14 protein-coding genes and 2 riboswitches are annotated in these 20,470 nt (G+C 58.5%); of the genes, 5 read left to right on the top strand and 9 right to left on the bottom strand.

Features of this window, described 5'->3' with window-relative positions; genetic code table 11:
• Nucleotides 1-41: 41 nt before the first annotated feature.
• The 3 genes from D1646_RS02740 to D1646_RS02730 all read right to left on the bottom strand — a co-directional run bounded on the left by D1646_RS02740 (nucleotide 42) and on the right by D1646_RS02730 (nucleotide 5,961).
• Nucleotides 42-3,914 carry a leucine-rich repeat protein gene (locus D1646_RS02740; protein ID WP_160634970.1) on the bottom strand — a complete coding sequence of 1,291 codons (3,873 nt, stop codon included), beginning with the start codon at nucleotides 3,912-3,914 and terminating at the stop codon, nucleotides 42-44.
• 41 nt (nucleotides 3,915-3,955) lie between these two features.
• A riboswitch (cyclic di-GMP riboswitch) is annotated at nucleotides 3,956-4,042 on the bottom strand.
• A gap of 66 nt (nucleotides 4,043-4,108) precedes the next feature.
• A riboswitch (cyclic di-GMP riboswitch) is annotated at nucleotides 4,109-4,209 on the bottom strand.
• Nucleotides 4,210-4,291: 82 nt separating this feature from the next.
• On the bottom strand, nucleotides 4,292-4,762 hold the full coding sequence (locus tag D1646_RS02735; RefSeq protein ID WP_160634969.1) for an AP2 domain-containing protein: 471 nt from the start codon (nucleotides 4,760-4,762) through the stop codon (nucleotides 4,292-4,294).
• 356 nt (nucleotides 4,763-5,118) lie between these two features.
• Nucleotides 5,119-5,961: a tyrosine-type recombinase/integrase gene (locus tag D1646_RS02730; RefSeq protein WP_160634968.1), complete on the bottom strand. Its 843-nt coding sequence runs from the start codon at nucleotides 5,959-5,961 to the stop codon at nucleotides 5,119-5,121.
• A gap of 203 nt (nucleotides 5,962-6,164) precedes the next feature.
• Here D1646_RS02730 and D1646_RS02725 point away from each other — a divergent pair, with 203 nt between their 5' ends.
• From D1646_RS02725 to D1646_RS02705, 5 genes are all read left to right on the top strand, one after another.
• On the top strand, nucleotides 6,165-7,343 hold the full coding sequence (locus tag D1646_RS02725) for a pyridoxal phosphate-dependent aminotransferase (protein ID WP_160634967.1): 1,179 nt from the start codon (nucleotides 6,165-6,167) through the stop codon (nucleotides 7,341-7,343).
• Nucleotides 7,340-8,419 (top strand): iron-containing alcohol dehydrogenase family protein, encoded by a 1,080-nt coding sequence (locus tag D1646_RS02720; protein WP_243153996.1) that lies wholly within the window; start codon nucleotides 7,340-7,342, stop codon nucleotides 8,417-8,419. The genes D1646_RS02725 and D1646_RS02720 overlap by 4 nt, the downstream gene beginning before the upstream one ends.
• Nucleotides 8,420-8,477: 58 nt before the next feature.
• Complete coding sequence (locus D1646_RS02715) at nucleotides 8,478-9,821, top strand: YjiH family protein (RefSeq protein ID WP_160634966.1); 1,344 nt, start codon at nucleotides 8,478-8,480, stop codon at nucleotides 9,819-9,821.
• Nucleotides 9,822-9,955: 134 nt separating this feature from the next.
• On the top strand, nucleotides 9,956-10,858 hold the full coding sequence (locus D1646_RS02710; RefSeq protein ID WP_160634965.1) for a radical SAM protein: 903 nt from the start codon (nucleotides 9,956-9,958) through the stop codon (nucleotides 10,856-10,858).
• A gap of 7 nt (nucleotides 10,859-10,865) precedes the next feature.
• The gene (locus tag D1646_RS02705) at nucleotides 10,866-12,113 is read left to right on the top strand and encodes a radical SAM protein (protein WP_160634964.1); all 1,248 of its coding nucleotides are present in this window, start codon (nucleotides 10,866-10,868) and stop codon (nucleotides 12,111-12,113) included.
• Between the two features lie 60 nt (nucleotides 12,114-12,173).
• On the opposite strand, the gene D1646_RS02700 is transcribed toward D1646_RS02705, so the two are convergent.
• The 6 genes from D1646_RS02700 to D1646_RS02675 all read right to left on the bottom strand — a co-directional run.
• On the bottom strand, nucleotides 12,174-13,007 hold the full coding sequence (locus tag D1646_RS02700; protein ID WP_160634963.1) for an MBL fold metallo-hydrolase: 834 nt from the start codon (nucleotides 13,005-13,007) through the stop codon (nucleotides 12,174-12,176).
• Nucleotides 13,008-13,013: 6 nt separating this feature from the next.
• Nucleotides 13,014-14,864 (bottom strand): amylosucrase, encoded by a 1,851-nt coding sequence (locus D1646_RS02695; protein ID WP_160634962.1) that lies wholly within the window; start codon nucleotides 14,862-14,864, stop codon nucleotides 13,014-13,016.
• A gap of 52 nt (nucleotides 14,865-14,916) precedes the next feature.
• Complete coding sequence (locus D1646_RS02690) at nucleotides 14,917-16,788, bottom strand: PTS transporter subunit IIBCA (RefSeq protein WP_160634961.1); 1,872 nt, start codon at nucleotides 16,786-16,788, stop codon at nucleotides 14,917-14,919.
• A gap of 112 nt (nucleotides 16,789-16,900) precedes the next feature.
• On the bottom strand, nucleotides 16,901-17,869 hold the full coding sequence (locus D1646_RS02685) for a LacI family DNA-binding transcriptional regulator (RefSeq protein ID WP_160634960.1): 969 nt from the start codon (nucleotides 17,867-17,869) through the stop codon (nucleotides 16,901-16,903).
• Nucleotides 17,870-18,043: 174 nt separating this feature from the next.
• Complete coding sequence (locus D1646_RS02680) at nucleotides 18,044-19,768, bottom strand: InlB B-repeat-containing protein (RefSeq protein ID WP_160634959.1); 1,725 nt, start codon at nucleotides 19,766-19,768, stop codon at nucleotides 18,044-18,046.
• A 12-nt stretch (nucleotides 19,769-19,780) separates the two neighbouring features.
• Nucleotides 19,781-20,470 (bottom strand): S-layer homology domain-containing protein (locus D1646_RS02675; RefSeq protein ID WP_207709435.1); only part of this gene is annotated, 690 nt, incomplete at its 5' end.

Below are 20,470 nucleotides of genomic sequence, written 5' to 3'. Positions count from 1 at the left end.
AGGCTCTGGCTGTTTTGCTGGGTTTAGGAGAGATTTTGGGCTTACTTCCCCCGCTTCTTCAGCGGGTTCAGCGCCGCCAGCCCGCAGGCGGAGAGCAGAGTCATGGCGTACCACAGAGCGGAGCTGTCGCCGGTCTGGGGCACATCCACCAGAGGTACCTTCTCGTCAAGAAGTTCCTCCAGCTCCTTCTCCTCAATCAACGTTTCCTCTGTGGGAATGTTGGGAGTTTCCACCAGGGGGACTTCCTCGTTGGGGATCTCCTCCTCCGGAGTCTCCACCAGGGGGACATTGGGGTCGGTGACTTCCTCAGTGGGAGGCGCGGGAGGATTGTCGGTGCCGGTGTCGCCGCCGCCAGTGGTGCCGCCGCCGGTAGTGCCGCCGCCGGTAGTGCCGCCGGTGGTGGTGTAGGTCACGGTGACTTCCACATTGTTGTTGGGCATTACGCCGTCCACAGAGAGAAGATCAGCCGCATAGCCGCCAATCTCCGGGGAGAGCACGGAATACTCCATACCCTCGGTCATAACACGGACAACAGTTTCAGCCGCCGTGGCGCCGTTTGCGTATACATAGTTGATGGTCAGAGTGTAAGTTACTGCGGGGGTGTACACCACAGTAAGCTCTACGTTTGCGGCAGGCATGGTGCCGTCCACAGAGAGAATATCAGCCACAAAGCCTTCAATCCCCGGGGAAGGTACGGAGTAGTCCGTTCCAGCGGCCAGCGTGCGGATATCAGTCTCCGCTGCCACACTGCCATCCTCGTATACATAGTTAATTGTCAGCGTATACAGCTGCACAGGCACAGTCACACTGCGGGTCAGTACGGGGGTCTCCACAGAAGCGCCGCCCAAACTAAAGCTGGCGTTACCACTGTTTACATCGTATACCTGGTCACCAATACGCTCTGCATTTTCCCTTGTCAGGCTCATGCGGTAGGTCAGGGTGTGCTTGGTAAAGGGCATACCGGTGATGGTCCAGGTAATGGTATGGCTGCCGGAGTCGTAAGAGGCCTCGCCAGAGCTGGTGCTGACGTTGAGAGCAGTTACGTTCTCAAAGGCAGGATTTACCGGGATGGTCACAGTGTAATTGGTGTAGGGAGCAGTAATTGCATCGTTTACCGCGTCACTAAAGCTCTGAGTATTGCTGGACTCGAAGAACAGCCCATCAGAGCATACATTCTTCAGAGCGGCTGTAGCACCAGCGTACTCGTCAGCGGGGACGGACTGGAGCACTCCATAAATGGATACGCCCAGTTCCTTGATTGCCGCAGCATTCACGGAGCCATTAAGGTCCTCTACAACCGTCCCGGAAGTACTGCGGGGTTGACCATCGGAAATGAATACCACAGTGGTCTTGCGGCCGACGTCCTGAGTCTTCACCAACGCCTTAGCACCGGCCAGGCCTAGGCCATAATTGGTATTCTCGTAGTAGGGGTTCAGACTATAGATGGTGCCTCGAACCGAGTCCTTGTCAGGGGAGAACTGGTATGTCTCGCTGGTCTTCTCGCCAAAGGTGACAAAGGCAACCCGGCAATCATACCCAGGAGAGCTCAGCAGCTGCTCACTTACATCCAGCAGTTTGGACTGCATGTCATAAAAGCGGGCATTCATGTCCGACGGACTGCCCAGGAGGGTCATAGAGTTGGACAGGTCTACCACGAAGATATAGTCCATCTGCTTTTCGGCAGTGTAGTAGGCATCTACCTTTACCTCGGCCTCAGTAGCAACGCTGTTGGTCCAGCGGGCCTGCTCCACCAGTTGAGTGCCGCTGTCATAGTCCTCCCAATTGTCGCTCTTGGCCACCTTGCCGTCGGCCCAACCCATATCAGGGGTCAGCTCTGCAATACCAGGGGCAGGGTCCAAATTGAACTGATTTTTGAGGATAGCTTCCACGCGCTCTGCAATGCCAGGAATTACATCGATCAGATTGCGACCGGAATCCAGGTAGCCCAGATGGGTTCCTTTGTCAATCTCGACTTTTGCAAGGCTGTCGCAGCCCTCAAACGCGCCGCCTTCAACCAAATTGACATTGGTCAGGGTCACATCGGTCAGAACCTGGCAGGACTCAAAGGCAAGCCAACCGACAGTTCCCACATTGGTGATGGTGACTTTTTCCAGAGCGGGACAATTTCTGAACGAACGGTAACCGACAGTACCACAATCGCTGATTTCAACAGTTTTCAGCGCAGTACAACCGTAGGCCACATGCTTGTCAATAAAGGTAATGTCGCTCAGGTTGATACTGGTAAGACTGGTGTTGAAAGAGAATGCGCCCTCACCAATATTGGTCAGGTCACTCAGGTCAAGCTCAGTCAAACCACAATACTGGAATGCGTATTTGGCAATGTCGCTAACTCCATTCAAAGTAAGGCTGTTCAAATTGGCACAGTAGAGAAATGCGCGCTCGCCAATATCACAGTTTTCTACAGTGACCGAAGTCAGATTGTCACTACTCTTGAACGCATATGCACCAATGCTGCTGTTCTTAACAGTAACGGACAACTCCTCACTGCCAGCCTGATAGAGAATAGCCGCATTATCAGTGACTGTGACGCCATCCAGCGTAATGCTGGTCAGGGACTTACAGGACCAGAACGCATACTGCCCCAATGTGCCGCCATTTACAGTGACAGTCATGCCATCACTGGCCCCAGCTCCGTAGAACGGATAGGTGCCAGCAGGAATGGTCACGTTGTTCAGGCTGACCTCAGTCAAGGCATTGAACTGCCCAAACACAACGCTGCTAAGTTCTACACCATCGACTTCCAAGATTTTGGTCTCTTTCCAGTTCTGGGGGAGTTGCTCGCTGATTGCCTTATCGCTCCAATCAAGCGTTCCATTGCCGCTGATGGTCAGAGTTTTGGTCTCATCATCGAAGGAAAGCTCTACCGTTTGAACAGGTGTACCCTCACAATCGCCAGGATTATTGAGGCAGACCTCACAGCCATTGGTGCAGTCTCCAGCGCACTTGACGTCGCAGATGCAGACGGCAGGAGGCTGGGGTTCTTCCACTTCCTCGCCCTTGCAGGCAGAGGGGTCCTCGGCGCAGACCGCGCAGTTCTCGCTGCCGTCCTCGCCGCACTTCTCGGTACAAGTACACTCAGCGGGCTCGGGCTCCTCGGTGGACTCGGGCGGAGTGCAGGTCCATTCACCCTCGACGCTCTCGTAGCAGTCGCTGGTGTGGGTGTGGTCCGGCTCAGTGCAGGTCTTCACCGTTTCGCCCGGCGCATAGCAGCCGTCATCATGGGTGTGCTCATCCTTGTCACACGCCAGAATCTGCTCTGCGCTCTTGCAGTCGTCGCTGTGCTTGTGGCCCTCGGACGCTTCCAGCTCACACATCAGACTACCCTGAGTACGCTGCTCAGTGTAGCAGTCATCATTGTGGGAGTGGCCCTCCTCGATGGGGCAAGTCAACTCTTTCTCGGTCGTCCAATCGTAGCAATCGTTGTTGTGCTCATGGTCTTCCGACTCATCAGCACACTTCAAATCGCCCTTGACCTGGGTCTCAGTGTAGCAGCTGCTGCCGTGGGAATGACCAGTAACCTCCTCCTGATCACAGCTCAGAACGCTCTTGGCCTCCCACTCGTAGCAGTCGTCGGTGTGGGTATGGCCTTCGGAGTCCTTCAGGCCACAAGTCAGAATTTCCTCGCCGGCCTCGTAGCACGCATCACTGTGAGTGTGCTCTTCCTGCTGGCAGGTCAATTCTCCTTGTTCCGTGGAGTAACAGTTCTCATCGTGGACGTGCAGCGTGCATCTGAGGTCCCCTTGGGAACTTGCTCCCTGGGTGCAGGTCCAGCCATCCTCGTTGTGGGTATGCTCCTCCGCCGCAAACACGGTCAGGTTCATCATTCCCAGGCACATGACCAGGACCAGGAACATCGCAAGAGAACGTTTGCCAAAATTGTTCATTGTTTTCATTATTTTACTTCCTTTCTTTGCAAAATCCGGACGCAAAGAAATCCGGTAGCCGAACGAGCGTGGCGCGGATGCGCTTTAGCCTCTGGCTTTGCAGCCCCACCGTTTCCGATGGTTTGCCGATTGCAGCCGAACGAGCATAGGGCGCGGCCCCTTAGCCTCTGGCTTTGCCGTCCCGCCGTTTCCAGCGGTTTGCCAATCGCAACCGAACGAGCATAGAACCCAAGCAATGTATTCCCGGGTCCGTCAGCCTCTGGCTTTGCGTCCCATTGTTTCCAATGGTTTGCCCTTGCGCCTTGTCCTGCTCCCGCCGCCCCAGGCGTGTTGAACGGCGGGGCCCCGCCAGGGGGGGATCGCCTGCAACATAAAGCTCCCTCCTTTCAGCTCAGCGTCTGCTGGGCAAATTCATGCAGAAAGGCGTCGTGCAGAGCCGCTTCGCCCTGCTTGCGCGCCTGAACAGCCTGGTCAAAGCTGGTGTAGCTGCCCAGATAGTACCGCCGCCCCTTGAAGCAGATGGTGGCCCGCCAGCGTCCTTTGCCGGGGCACCAGTCGACCCCGGGGACGCCGCTGGTGTTGTTCCGGCGCACCGTTTTGGCCCGGAGCATCTCCACACAGGTGCCGTCTATGTAGGTCAGCCCCAGGGCGGAGCGGGGATTGTCCCGGGCGCCGCGGCAGCCGCAGCTGGTGGTGTGTCCGCTGCGCAGACGGTGGGTCTGAACGACCGCCTCCCGTCCGCAGTCGCACCGGCACAGCCAGGCCGTCCGGGCGCCAACGTTTTCCGCCGGACGCAGTACGTTCAGGTGGCCGTACCGCTGCCCGGTCAAATCCAACTTTTTTCTTGAATATTCCATCGGAATCCGCCTCCGATGGACAAAATGGACCTTTTGTCCATTTCTGGGCGAAATTTGCTTCATAGGGCAAAAAACAGGCCCAAAAAGCAGCACGAAAATCGAGGGCCGCGAAAAAAACAATTCGCGGTCCTGGACTTTCGTGCCATTTTTTCGTGATTCCGCTGATTTTTACGGAATGGGCTTTTTTTAAGGGGCGGGTATGATATAATATTTAATAATATAGCCGGGCTGGCTGGCGTTCAATTTAACCAAAAATTCGATGCAATATATCTACTAAAATGGACAAAAGGTCCATTTTGTCCATTGAGGAACGGATCCCGGTGGACAAAAGGTCCATTTTGTCTATTTTGCCAATCCTAAGTAACCAGCCTCAGTTGCTCCAGCTGCCGGGCGTGCTCCGCGCCGGTGGTCTGGAGGTAAATTCTGGTGGTATTGATGGAGCTATGCCCCAGGATATCCGCCAGCTTGACAATATCCCGGCAGGCCCGGTAGTACACCGTGGCGAACAGGTGCCGCAGATTGTGGGGGAACACCTTGGAGGGCTCCACCCCTGCCAGCGCGCACAGGCTTTTCATCTCCTGCCAGATCTGCCCCCGGGACAGGCCCCTTCCGCTTTTGGTGACGAAAATCTCACCGGAGGCGGTTTTTTGCGCCTTGGCGTATTTCAGCAGCTTGCGGCACAGCTTCGCCGGCAGCAGCAGCGTGCGCACCTTACCCTTCAGCGTCACGTCCGTCCGCCCCGCCCGGGCCGCCTCCACTGTGATGTACCGCACCTCCGAGACCCGGATGCCGGTGGCACAGATGGTCTCCAGCAGCAGCGCCAGCCGCTCCCGGCCCCTGCTCCGGGCGGCGGAGAGCAGGCGGCTGTACTCCTCCCGGTGCAGCTCCCGGGACTGCTCCCGGAACACCCGCCGCTGTACCTTGACAAATTTCGCCCGGCAGCTCCAGCCCTGGGCCCGAAAAAATCCGTTCAGCGCCGACAGCTTGGAGTTCACCGTCGCAGGCGTCAGCCCGGAGGCCAGCAGGTGCTCCTTCCACTCCGCCGCCGTCCCCGCGCACACCCGCTGGTCCCCCAGCCACGCCGCAAACCCCGCCAGGTCCCGGCGGTACTTCTCCACCGTCCCCTCGGACCGCTCCTCCCGGCGCAGACCGTCCACAAACCGCTCCAGCTGGCCCCCGGTCACCAGATATCCCTCCATTACAAGGTCCCCTTTCCGTGATTTGGATTAGTTTACCTTGTTTTTTCCGGAACTTCAATTTTTTTCGCAGAGAGCGGTCGAGTATAAAAATACAAAAAATTCCGGGATATTATTGTATATTCATTCATTTTTCCCTTGACCTGCCGGCTGGATTTTTGTATGATAGCAGAAGATACCAAATAAACGGAAAAGAGGCTTACACTATGCCAAACCCAAGCAGCCGCGTTCAGTCCTTTACCGACTCCGTGATCCGCCGCATGACCCGCATCAGCGACGAGCACGGGGCCATCAACCTCTCCCAGGGCTTCCCCGACTTCGATCCCCCCCAGGAGATCCTGGACGCCCTGGCCAAAGCCGCCTACGCCGGTCCCCATCAGTACTCCATCACCTTCGGCGCGGAGAACTTCCGACAGGCCCTGGCCCGCAAGCAGGGGAGAGCCATCGGACGGGAGATCGACCCGGAGACCGAGATTGTGGTCACCTGCGGCGGCACCGAGGCCATGATGTGCGCCATGATGACCATCTGCAACCCCGGGGACAAGGTGCTGGTGTTCTCCCCCTTTTACGAGAACTACGGCGCTGACGCCATCCTCTCCGGCGCCGACCCCATTTACATCCCCCTGGTCCCCCCGGAGTACAGCTTTGACCTGTCTCTGGTGGAGGAGGGCTTCCGCCAGGGGGCCAAGGCCATCATCCTGTGCAACCCCTCCAACCCCTGCGGCAAGGTCTTCTCCCGGGAGGAGTTGGTGGAGATCGGCCGGCTGGCCCTGAAGTACGATGCCTTTGTGGTCACCGACGAGGTCTACGAGCACATGGTCTACCCCCCCAATGTCCACACCTGCATGGCCGCCCTGCCCGGTATGTTCGACCACACCATCACCTGCAACTCCCTTTCCAAAACCTACTCCATCACCGGCTGGCGGCTGGGCTGGCTCATCGGCCCGGAAGAGATTGTAGAGGGGGCCAAGAAGGTCCACGACTTCCTCACCGTGGGGGCCGCCGCACCCCTCCAGGAGGCCGCCGTCACCGGGCTGGAGTTCCCCCAGAGCTACTATGACCAGTTGCTGGACACCTACACCCAAAAGCGCCGGCACTTTCTGAACGGCCTGGACCGCATCGGCCTGAAGCACAACGTCCCCCAGGGGACCTACTTCGTCCTCATTGACATTCAGGACTTTCTGGACCTGCCCCAGTTCCAGGGCTGGACCGACCTGGAGTTCTGCGAGTGGATGATTGTCAACATCGGCGTGGCCGCCGTGCCCGGGTCCAGCTTCTTCAAGGAGGAGGTCAACCACTTGATCCGCCTCCACTTCGCCCGGGAGGAGTCCACCATGGACGAGGCGCTCTCCCGCCTGTCTAAGCTGGCGGAGCTGCTGAAATGATGGAGATGAAGTCGGTATTTTTCTGCAACTACTCGGTGGGCAGCGGCGTATACAGCCAGGTCCCGGCCATCTGCCGCCCCTTTGGCGCCAGGGCGCTGCTCATCGGCGGGCGGCGGGCCATGGAGGCCGGACGGCCCGCTCTGGAGGCCGCCCTGGCGGGCAGCGGACTGGAACTGGTGGAGGCGGTCCTCTTCGGCGGCGACTGCACCCAGGAGGCCATAGACCGCTGGGCCGCCCGGGCCCGGGCGCTGGGCGTAGACATGATTTTCGGCATGGGCGGCGGCAAGGCGCTGGACACCGCCAAGGGGGCGGCCTTCGCGGCGGGGCTGCCGGTGTTCACCTTCCCCACCATTGCGTCCACCTGCGCCTCCACCACCGCCCTGTCGGTGGTCTACCGGGAGGACGGCAGCTTTTCCCGCTTCGCCTTCTACCCCCGGCCCGCCCGGCACTGCTTCCTGGACCTGGACATTCTGGCCCGGGCCCCCTGGCAGTACCTCCAGGCGGGGATGGGGGACACCCTGGGCAAGTTCTTCGAGTGCCACTTCGCCGCTCGGGGGGACAGGCTGGCCCACAGCTCCGCCCTGGGGCGGGAGATCAGCAATATGTGCTACGCCCCCCTGGTGGAGCACGGCGCCCAGGCCCTGGCCGACTGCCGGGCGCACCGGTCGACCCACGCCCTGGAGCAGGCGGTGCTGGCCATTGCGGTGAGCACAGGGCTGGTGTCCCTGCTGGTGCTGGACGAGTACAACTGTGCCATTGCCCACTCGGTGTACTACGGCCTGGTGCTGCTGCCCGGCTTTGAGGAGCGGTATCTCCACGGGAATGTGGTGGCCTACGGCGTGCTGGTCCAGCTGGCGGTGGACGGGGACTGGGCCCAGGCCCGGGCGCTGAAGACCTTCCTCCAGACCCTGGATATCCCCACCACGCTGGGAGAGATGGGGGTCCCCCTGGAGCGGGGACACCTGGAGGCCGTCCTCCGGGAGACCGTGGCCGGGCCGGACATGGAGCACATCCCCTACCCCGTCACCGAGGATATGCTCTTCCAGGCCATGGAGGCGGTGGAGCAGCTGACCTGAGCCTCCCCTCCGCCCCGGCGGGCAGAGACAAAAATGTGTTGTGTTGAGAGGGATCTTTATGAAAACAAGCTATGTCAACAGTAAAAATCTGCTGAAATTTATTCTGGGTTCCGCCCTGGGCATCCTCATGTTCCTGGTGCCCATCCCCCAGGGGGACTCCTTTACCACGCTGCTGGATTTTGTCAAGTCCTTTTTGAAGGACCTGTTTGGGGCCAGCCTGAACTATATCCTGGTGGTCATCATTGTGGGCTCCGCCATTTTGACAGTGTACGACTACTTCTGCAAGCCCGACTGGATCCGCAAAAACCACTACCTCAGCAAGGCCTTCTGCTCCACGCCGCTGTATCTGCTCTCCAAGGTGCTGGGCGCGGTGTTCATTGTGATGGTGGTCTTCCAGGTGGGCCCTGAACAGGTCACCTCGGTGGACACCGGCGCAACCATGGCCGACCTGTGCGCGACCCTGTTCTGTATCGTGCTGGGCTTCAGCTTCTTCCTGCCCTTCCTCACCGACTGCGGCATTATGGAGTTTTTGGGCGTCCTCCTCAAGCCGGTGGTGCGCCCCCTGTTCCGGGTTCCCGGGCGGGCCTCCATCGACCTGATCGCCTCCTGGTTCGGGGCCTCCAACGCCGCCGTCATCCTGACCCGGGAGCAGTACATGAAGGGCTTCTACACCAAGCGGGAGGCCGGATACATTATGACCAACTTCTCCATTGTGTCCATCCCCTTCTGCCTGCTCATCGCCAATACGGTGGGCATCTCCAACCTGTTTCCCCCCTTCTACCTGTGCATCTGCCTGGTGGGCGTGGTGCTGGCCGTCATCCTGGCCCGCATTCCCCCCATCCGGACCCTCCCCGACACCTATCAGGAGCAGGCGGGCAAGCAGATCAACGAGGACGTGCCCCAGCAGACCAGCCTTATGGCCTACGCCCTGGAGAGCAGCTGTAAGCGGGCGGAGTCCTTCCAGCTGAAGAACGTGGTCTCCGGCGGCATGGAGGTGCTGATGGGGATGTACTTCGACCTGATCCCCATTGTCATCTCCTGGGGCACCATTGTGCTGATGATTGCCACCTACACCCCCCTGTTCCGCATTATCTCCTACCCCATGGGGCTGTACCTCCAGCTCTTCGGCGTGGAGGAGGCCTTTGCCGTGGCCCCCGCGACCCTGATTGGCTTTACCGATATGTTTGTCCCCGCCCTGCTGATTACCGGCGTGGAGTCGGTGAAGACCAAGTTTATCATCGGGGTTTTGTCCCTGGTGCAGATCATCTACATGACCGAGGTGGGGGCCATCGTCATTAAGAGCGAAATCCCCCTGAATCTCTGGAAGCTGTTCCTCATCTTCATGGAGCGGACCCTGATTGCCATCCCCCTGATCGTCCTCTTCGCCAATGCGGCGCTGTGACCCTTTCCTCCCCGGACCTTGGTCTGGGGAGTTTTTTTGGATAAGTGGTCGTTTTTGGAGGATAAGTGGCCGGTCCGGCGGGCGGGAATTGTGCTATAATAGGGCTATCCAACCCCAAGGAAAGGGGAATTTCCATGAAGATCTCCTCGTTTCTCCACTTCGCCCGCTTCGGCGTCCGGACCATTCTCTTCCGCAGACAGGACCCCATTCTGGGCACCATCATCCTGACGGACCAGTGCAACCTGCACTGCAAGCACTGCTCCGTCAACAACATTACCGCAGTCATCAGCCCCTACCCTCAGATTTTGGAGGAGATGGGCCAGCTCTACCGCATGGGAGTCCGCATCCTCTTCTTCTGCGGCGGCGAGACCTTCCTGTGGCGGGACGGGGGCAGGACGCTGCGGGACCTGGTGGTGGAGGCCAAAGAAATGGGCTTTCTCATTGTCAATGTGGTCACCAACGGCACCTTCCCCCTGGACCTGCCCGAGGCCGACCTGATCCTGCTGAGCCTGGACGGGGACCGGGAGCGGCACAACGCCATTCGCGGGGACACCTACGACCTGATTTTTGAGAACATCCGGCGGGCCACGGCGGACAACATCTGCTTCTACATGGCCATCAATCAGATCAACCAGGGGGCCATCCGGGAGGTGTGTACCGCCGCCCGGGACACGGAGCACGTGCGGGCGGTGTCCTTCAACTTCCACACCCCCTACCCGGACACGGAGGACCTGGCCCTGTCCCCGGAGGAGAAGGCGGCCTGCTGCCAGGTCATCGCCCGGATGATGGAGGAGGGGGCGCCAGTGTTCAACCTGAAAAGCGCCTTCCCCTACCTGATCCACAACCGCTTCCCGACCCCCTGCCGCCAGTGCGTGGTAATGGAGAACGGGAAGCTGAGCACTTGCGGGCGGTGCATTGAGGTCTCCGGCCTGTGCGAGCGGTGCGGCTACTTTTTCGTCGCGGAGTACACCCTGCTGTTTCGGGGGAACCCCAAAATCGTCCTGGAGATGCTGAAAACCTATTTGAGGTATATTTAGGAGGGCTATGAGTATTATCACCAACTGCACCAGAATGTGGCTGACCCGGTCGGTCAAACCCTTCCTCTTTCAGAGGGAGTACGACGAGGCGCTGCCCTACGGGGACTGCCGGGACCTGGGGCTCTATGTCCACATCCCCTTTTGCAGGACGCTGTGCGGCTTCTGCCCCTACTGCAAAGAGGTCTATGACCGGGAGCGGTGTGACCGCTATCTGGACGCCCTTATCCGGGAGATCCACCAGGTGGGCGGGCCGGAGCGGAAGCGGGTCACCAGCCTGTACTTCGGCGGCGGGACCCCTGCGCTGGCGGCGGAGCGGCTGGGGGAGGTCATTGCCGCCCTGGAGGACCACTTCATCATAACCCAAGGGATTGGGGTGGAGCTGAGCCCGGACGATGTGACCGTCCCGGTGCTCCGGACCCTGCGGGAGGCGGGGGTCACCAAGGTCAGCATCGGGGTCCAGTCCTTTCAGGAGAAGTATCAAACGATGCTGGGCCGGAGAGGGGCGGACCGGAGGGCAATGGCGGAGGCTCTGGCCCGGGTCCCCTTCGAGACCGTCTCCATGGACTTCATCTTTGCCCTGCCCGGCCAGACCTTCCAGGACCTGCGCGTCGACCTGGAGACCGCCTTTCTCACCGGCGCCAACCATGTGGCCATCTACCCCTTCATCGACTTCTCCTTCACCGCCGGCGGCATTTCCCCCATGGGCAGGGGGGAGAAGCGGACCCTGCTGGACCGAATCACCCGCTGGTGTCTGGAACAGGGCTATGTCCGGACCTCCATCTGGACCTTTGCCAGTCAGGCGGGGGCCGGGTACTCCTCCATGACCCGGGACAACTTCCTGGGCTTCGGCTGCTCCGCCGCGACCCTGCTGGGGGACCAGTTCAAGATCAACACCTTCTCGGTGGAGGAGTACTGTGGGCGGATGGACCGGGGGACCCTCCCCACCGCTCTGACCCTCCGCTTTACCCCCCGCCAGCGGATGGTCTACTACCTGTTCTGGACCGCCTACAGCACTCGGGTTGACGCCGCCGCCTTTGAGGAGTTCTTCGGCGTTTCTCTGAAAAAGATGTACGGCCTGGAGCTGGCCCTGGCCAAGGGGCTGGGCCTGGTAACAGAGCGGAGCGGGGTCTATGAGATGACCCTGAAGGGGGCCTTTTACTACCACTACTACGAGAATTTCTATACCCTGGCCTACATCGACAAGATGTGGGGGCTGCTGCGGAGGGAGGCCTTCCCCGAGAAGATGGTCCTCTGACGCCCCACAAAAAACAAAGGCCGCCGGTTTCCGAAGAAGCCGGCGGCCTTTTGGTGTCTGTTAAAATTCAATTTCCATCCCGTCGTAGGCGGCCAGAATGCCCCGCTCCGCCCCCCAGGCGGCCAGCTGGTCGTGGGTCATACCGCCGTTGTGGCTGAAATGGTTGATGACCTTTACGGTGTGCTCTCCGACACAGCCCAGCTGGGCCAGCCGCTGGAACATGGCCTCGTCGTCGGGCAGGCCCATGTGGTAGCCGGGGATGGTCTTTTTCCCCATGGTGGCGTCCAGACTGATCAAGTCGTACCGCTCCGCCGCCACCAGGGCCCAGGCTTCATCGCTCAGGTTGACGCCGGTATCGTGGCCGTAGAACACCGTTTTGCCCCCCTTTTTGCAGATATAGACCAGGCACTCCTCCCGCTGGTCGTGGTCGGCGGGGACGGCGATGATCTCCCAGCCGTGGGAGCGGAAGCGATCGCCGCCGTGGATGACGTGGAAGTTGACCACGTCATCAATGGGGTGGGGCTTGAAGCGGTCGATGAGGATATGGGCGTCGAAGGCCTCCTTCACTGCCGGATTGCCAAACACCTCCAGGGTCCCCTCCGCCCCGTGGCCGAAGTGCTCATGGCGGTGGATCAGGTCGGTGGGGAACCAATGGTCCATGTGGTTGTGGGTCACCAGCAGGGTGTGGACCTTGGCCAGCTCCAGGCCCTGCTGAAGGGCGTGGCAGTAGGTGTCAGGGGGAAAATCCAGCAGCAGCTCCCCGTCCAGAATGGCCTGGGTGCGGGTCCGCAGATTGCGCCCGCCCTGCTCCCGGGCCTGGGTGCAGATGGGGCAGGAGCAGAACAGGGCAGGCCAGCCCTCGGCGGCGGCGGTACCCAGATAGCGTATTTTCAAGGGCGCTCACTCCTTTTTCGAATCTCTCAGCAGCCATGCAAAGCCGTTGGGCCACAGCTGAATGGAGCGGATATCATTGTATTTGGCGCCGTACATCAGCTCGGTATATTCCCCCGCCCGGTCCGCGCCAGCCTGGACAAATTCACCGCTGAAATTGAACAGGCACACCAGCTCCCGGTCCTCGAACCGGCGGCAGATGGCCAGGACCCGGCGGTCGCCGCTGTCCAGCACCTGAACGTCCGCCCGGGCGTCGAAGCAGGGCTCCCCGGCCCGCAGCTCCTCCAGCCGGCGCAGACCCTGGAACAGCTTGCCCTGGTAGGTGTCGGGGTCCCTGCGCTGCTCTGCCAGCCCCCAGAGGAATTTCCCCCGATGGATGTACCGGCTGTCCTCCCGCTTGTCCGGGTCGCTGTGGTAGGTGTAGTCGTTGAGCTGGCCCACCTCGTCCCCGCTGTAGATCACCGGGATACCGCTCTGGGACAGCATCCAGGCGTGGAGGGTCAGGTCACAGGCCAGGGCCCGCTCCAGCTTGAAGGGGTCCCCCTCAAAGTCCGCCGCCTCGATCCCGCACAGGGAGGCGGTGGTGCCGCACAGACGGGCGTCCCCCAGGCGGGGGTCGTCGTTGTACAGCTCCCCCCGGCTGCTGCTGCCCGGCCACCTGCCGGTGAACCAGTCGTTGAGGTAGCGCTTGTGGGCCACCTCGTCAATGCCGAAGTGCTCCCTGAGCCAGGGGTAGTCCAGCCCCCAGCCGATATCGTCGTGACAGCGCAGGTAGTTGAGGAAGAGGAAGTCCTTGGGCAGGGCGCACACCGCCTCCATCTGCTTTTTCAGCAGAGAGGCGTCCCCCGACGCCAGGGTGTGCCAGGTGGTACACATGGTGGTCACGTTGTAGAGCATATGGCACTCAGGCTTCTCTGGGGTCCCGAAGTAGGGGGCCACCTTGGCGGGCTCCATCACCACCTCGCCCAGCAGCAGTACGCTGGGACAGACGATCTCGCACACCATGCGCAGCATCCGGGCCAGGGTATGGACCTGGGGCAGGTTGCGGCAGTCGGTGCCCAGCTCCTTCCAGATGTATGGGATGGCGTCCAGGCGGATGATGTCAATGCCCCGGTTGGCCAGGAACAGCAGGTTTTCGGTCATATCGTTGAAGACGGTGGGATTGGCGTAGTTCAGGTCCCACTGGTAGGGGTAGAAGCTGGTCATTACAATCTGGCCGTCCTCCAGCTGGGTAAAGCTGCCCGGCGCGGTGGTGGGGAAGACCTGGGGCACCGTCTTCTCAAACTCCCGGGGGATGTCCCAGCTGCTGTAGAAAAAGTACCGCTCCCGGTAGCCCGGTTCCCCCGCCCTGGCCTTGCGGGCCCACTGGTGGTCCTCGCTGGTGTGGTTCATCACAAAGTCCAAACACAGGCTAATCCCCGCCCGGCGGCAGGCGTTGGCCAGGGACTCCAGGTCCTCCATGGCGCCCAGCTGGGGCTGGACTCTGCGGAAATCGCTGACGGCGTAGCCCCCGTCGCTGCGGCCCTTGGGACTGTCCAGCAGGGGCATCAGGTGGAGGTAGTTGACCCCGCACTCCTTGATGTACTTCAGATTTTTCTTGACGCCCTCCAGGGTCCCGGCAAATGCGTCCACATAGAGCATCATGCCCAACAGGTCCCGGCGGCGGTACCAGTCGGGGTCGGCCTCCCGGCGCTGGTCCTGGTCCCGGAGGGGTTTCTTTCGCTGGTCCCAGCAGCGGGCCAGCATTTGGACAAAGTAGTCAAAGGCATTCTCGTCGTGGTACAGCTCCATATAGAGCCATTTCAGCTCGTTATAGTGCCGGGCCAGCCGGTGGTCATAGGAATTTCTGCGGATTTTCATCTCAGATTACCTCCAACTTATCAGTGCTGCCGTGGTTCCAGCCTCTATTTTATCAGACTTGAATCACTTTGTCCAGCGCCTTGCAGCTGCCGGTCTGAATGGTCAGCGCCTGGTAGTCGTCGGAGTTGGTCACCAGCACCACCACCACGTCGGGGTGGCCGGCGGCGGCGATTTTGTCCCGGTCAAAGCGAATCAGGGGGTCGCCCGCCTTCACCTGCTGGCCCTCCTGGACCAGACACTGGAAGCCGTCGCCCTTCATGGCCACCGTGTCCACTCCCACGTGGATGAGCAGCTCCATGCCGTCGGGGGAGGAGACGCCTACCGCGTGCTGGGTGTCGGTGACGGAGGAGATCTCCCCGTCGAAGGGGGCCGTCACCAGGCCGTCCGCAGGCTGGATGCCCACACCCTGGCCCAGAACGCCGGCGGCGAAGGTCTCGTCGGGGATCTCCTCGGAGGGGATGACGGTACCGGTCACCGGGGCGTACACCGCGCCGGGCTGGCACTGGATGGCGGGGGCCTTGGGCTGGGCGGTCTGTGTCTGGGCGGCCTCCTGATAGCCGAAAAGCCAGGTGAGGGCGAAGGCCACGCCGATGGAGATGGCAGCCATAATGATGTAGTTGATGGGGTCATTGAGGCACAGAAGCAACCCAAACAGGCCGGTGACGCCGGTGCCGCTGGCGCCTAGGCCCACCAGGGAGGCGTACATGGCTCCCGCCGCACCGCCGATGGCGCCGCAGATGAAGGGTTTGAAGTGGCGCAGGTTGACGCCGAAGATGGCGGGCTCGGTGATGCCCATGAAGCAGGAGAAGGCGGAGGGGAGGGCCACCGACTTGACCTTCTGATTCTTGGCCTTCAGGGCCACTGCCAGAGTTGCCGCCCCCTGGGCCATGTTGGCGGCGGAGGCCAGGGGCAGCCAGTAGGTCACGCCGTACATGGACAGCTGGCCCATGTCGATGACAGTGTACATATGGTGGATACCGGCCACCACAGTGGTGGAGTACAGCCCGCCCATAATCAGGGATCCCAGGCCCAGGGGCAGGGTGAGCAGGGTCTGGATGCCGCCGATGACGCCGTTCTCAATGGTGACGAAGATGGGGCCGATGATGGAGTAGGTCAGGTAGCCAGTGACAAAGACGCTGACCAGGGGTGTGACGAACAGGTCGAACATGGCGGGGACGATTTTGTGCAGCCGCTTTTCGATGAAGCACATCACCCAAACGGCGATGATGACGGGGATCACGTGGCCCTGATAGCCCACCAGGTCCACCTCATACAGGCCGAACCACACGCTCTGGGTCCTGAGGACGCCCTGGGTTGCCACCGTCCAGGCGTTTTGCAGGTCGGGGTGGATCATCAGCATTCCAATGACCGCCCCCAGGTAGGGATTTCCGCCGAAGGCCTTGGCGGCGGAGTAGGCAATCAAAATGGGTAAGAATACGTATGCTGTGTTGGCAAACAGATTGGCGAAGACGTAGATGGAGCCAGAGGTGTCAATATTCAGGAAGTCGTTGGCCACCATGAAGTTCAGCGCCTCCATGATGCCCATGAGGAAGCCGCTGGCCACAATGGCGGGGATGATGGGGACAAAAATGTCGCCCAGGCACTTGATGGCCCGCTTGAAGATGTTCTGCTGGGCAGCGGCGGCGGCTTTGACCTCCTCCTTGGTGGCGGCGGTGAGACCGGAGATGGCAATGAACTCGTCGTAGACCTTATTCACCGTGCCGGTGCCCAGAATGATTTGGAGCTGGCCGGAGGCGCTGAACACACCCTTTACGCCGTTGATCTCCTCCACCGCCTTGGCGTCGCACTTGGCGTTGTCGGCCAGCACCAGGCGCAGGCGGGTCGCGCAGTGGGCGGCAGAGATCAGGTTCTCCTTTTGACCCACCTTGTCATAGATTTCCTGGGCAACTTTTCTGTAATCCATAGTTCTGCTTCCTTTCTCTTCTAATTTCAGCTCCGGGGAGCGGATGAACGAAAATGATTGAGAATACGTATTCTTGACGGCCCCGAAAAAAGGACAACCGCTGTCGTCCTTTTTACGTGCTCTCGCGGATTACCAGCTCGGCGGAGAAGGGGCTGTTGAGCACCTCCCGGGGTCCGGGGCGGTCAATGCAGTCCAGCAGCCGGGCCACCGCCGCTTGGGCCATCCGGGCAATGGGCTGGGAGACGCTGCTCAGGCGGGGGTTGAGGTAGCGGCCCAGGTCGGTGTTGTCAAATCCGATGACCCCGGCCTGGGCAGGCACCGGGATCTCCATGGTGCGCAGTGCGTCCAGGGCCCGCAGCGCGTAAATGTCGTTGCCGGCGAAGATCCCCACTCTGCCCCTGCCCGCCTGGAGCAACCCCTGAAGCGCCCGGTAAAACTGGCCGTCCTCCTGGTAAATCACATTGGCAGTCCGGTCCCCCAGGCCCCGCTCATCCAAAGCCCGGCGGAAGCCCACATATTTTCCGTCGTACTCCTTGCCGATGAACAGGAACCGCTGAAAGCTCCGCTCCACCAGGTACTCCGCCACCATGGCCCCAGCCTGGACATGGTCCACATAGATGGAATCCAAACCCTGGGCCTGCCTGGTGACCGTCACCACGGGGACGTCCAGCTTTTTGACGTACTCCTGCCACTCCTGGCTGGTCTCCCGGATGGGGACGGCCAGAACACCGTCGGCCCGGTAGCGGCGGACCACGTCCAGGTACTCCTGCTCGCTGCGAGGGTTGTAGTCGCTGTTGAAGAGGATGATGCTGTAGCCGTTCTTCCGGGCCGCTGTCTCGATCTCCTTGGCCAGACTGGCAAAAAAGCCGTTGGAAATGTCGGTGACCAGAACACCCAGCAGATGGGTCTTGCTGCCCTGGAGCCCCTTGGCCAGGGCGTTGAGCTGATAGTCGTGCTCCCTGGCGCAGGCCAGGACTCGCTCCCGTATCTCCGGGGAAACGGTCTGGCTGCCGTTGAGGACCCGGGACACCGTGGGCTGGGAAACATTGGTAAGCCTTGCGATTTCGGTCATGGTAATCATAGTTCGCATCCTTGAATACGCATTCTCACTTTGATAGTCAGAATATAACACAGTGTTTCTCGCGTTTCCATTCGTATGTTACACAAATTTCCATCCCCCGTTTTGTGTACATTGACAAAGAAAAAGGGGAGTTTGTGGAAATGGCGCCCCGCCAGACGGCAGAGCGCCATTTTGTCAGCTTATCCAATCCCGATAACGGTATTGAGTTACTTCACGGGTTTCATACTGGGCATCAACTGTTCTGCTCTCTTCCCAGTAGTAGTTCTTTCCACCGGGGAGTGTATACTCCGGCCACCATGCTCTTCCATCGGAAGTGTAGTGATCTACGTGGACATGGCTTCCGCCACAGTTTCCACAGGTCCAACTGGAGCCGTTGACACTGTACTGTGTGGTACTCCAGTCAGAATAACGGAGGTTTGCACTGCCAAATTTATTTCGAAGATATGTTTCGCACCAGCACTCATGCCGGTTGTCAGATGTAGCATATCCGCCGTAACGGTACTCCGTATAACCGTCAGAGATTTTAACCCGCTCTGTAACAGTTTGGGTTTCTACTTGACGGGTGTCGGAAGCGGAGACGAAAGTTGAGGACCAATCGCTCCAAGGCCCCCAATGACCTTTTGGGGGTTCTGGAGGTACGGCCTCAATTACTGTTTCTCCAAATTTATGCAGTACACACACAGTGCAGGAATCTACATAATTTTCCACATTATCTGTAAAGACCTCGCCACAGGAACAGGTATAGAATGTATAGTGTGGATGCTCTGGACTGACCGCAGGATTGATTTTTTCGTGCTTGTGGACAGCATTCTGGGTCCAGTGGGCATATAGAGTTTGGTCACTGGTCAAATTGACTTTTGTTGACGATGTGATTTTGGAGCCGCCGGATGCTTTTGTATACCAGCCCTCGAATGTGTATCCATCTCGGGTTGGCGTGGTTAAGTTGTTATATGTGTCGCCATTGGTGACAGTAATCATGCTGCAAACAGAACCGTCGTCTAAAGTTACTGTGTATGTTTTTGGAATTTCTTTCCATGCTGCATATAGCGTGGTATCCTTCTCAATAAACATCTCCTCCCCAGTTATAAGAAGAAGCCCAGTGGTGTTTTTGCTAGTACACCAACCAAGGAATGTGTAGCCTTCACGGGTTGGCGTAGGCATACTGCCAACTGCACTGCCTGCGGCAACGGTTTTAGATGTTGGGGAAACCATGCCGCCATTGGGGTCGAAAGTAATTACACAAGTTGGCTGAGCTGTACCTCTGACGGGCTTTCCTGTCATTTTTGAATATAATTTTGATATATAAATGGTTTTATTAGCATAGCTTTTGTTGCTAAATTCTATTCTGTGCCGTTTCACAATACAATTATAAGTGCTATATGAGTTGCAATCCAGCACTTCAACTCCAGATTTATCTACACTTATCAATATGAAAGAGTGTCCGTTAACCCGTATATAATCTCCCATTGCAGCATTTTTTGAAATAGTTTCATAATTAAATCCATTGGTATATTTCACATTGCTATCTCTCAGTACGGTATCGCTATTGTTGGCTCTAAAAATATACCATCCAGCAAACTCTACAAAGCCCATACAGGATTGTCCGCCGTTCAGGAAAAGTTGAGATTTCTGTATGCTTCCAAACATATTTTTAAACCATTGTGATTTAATTATATTGTTTACATTGCAATTAGAACAGCCATGATTAGAAGCCCATTGACGACAGCCTTGGCCATTTACAGTAAAATATTTTCCGCTCAACAAGCGGTCCAATTCGTCAATCCTCTCCTGAATGATTTTGTCTGTAATGGGTTCTGCGGCAGATGCGGTAATAGATATGCCAGGAAACAGTGCCAGAATTGTGCATACTGCAAGGAAAAAACTCAACAATTTTTTCATTTTATGTACCTCCTACACCTGTGTTCTGTATACTAAGACAGCAATTTGACTTCTGGGCATATTGTCGCCAACCTGTGAGGATAGCCCCCAGATAAAGCCGTATTCATCTGCAACTTCAATATGTCCATTAGGATAACCCCCATACTCAAGTGCAATTTCGCCCAGCCCCATGGCCTGTACTACCATCGTCACTGCTTGTTCATATGTTACTGGATCATTTGGCCCAAATTTTCCGCTCCCATAGCCGCTTACAAAGCCAAGCTCAGACGCTTTCGTAACATATTTATTAGCCCAATGGGTTGTGGGAACATCAGAAAATGTATCCGAGACAGTTAAATTCTCGGTTTCGCCAAGCATATTGCAAAGAATGGTAGCCATTTCCGCACGCGTGACCGTGTTGTTCGGATTGAAGTTCCCGGAACTGCTTCCTTTCATAATTCCGGCTTCGTTCAGATACTGCACCGCCTCAGCATACGGTGCATCATCATCCACATCAGGGAACACAGACCCCGCAGAAACCGGACAAATAAGCATACTTCCTACCAAAAGTCCAGTCAGTAGACTGCAAAGATATTTCTTCATTACATCCGCTCCTTTCCATTTTACAACACATACCGCCTTATCAATCCTTTTGTATAAACTTTTTTCACCTCCCACAAATGTCAAAAAGTACACCTTTTGACATTTGTTGTCAAAGACCGT

Origin of the sequence: Pseudoflavonifractor sp. 60 (assembly GCF_009911645.1) — a bacterium.
Lineage (GTDB): Bacteria > Bacillota > Clostridia > Oscillospirales > Oscillospiraceae > Lawsonibacter.
Note: the sequence above shows the minus strand (reverse complement) of the source record. Positions and strands in the feature narration are given on the sequence as shown.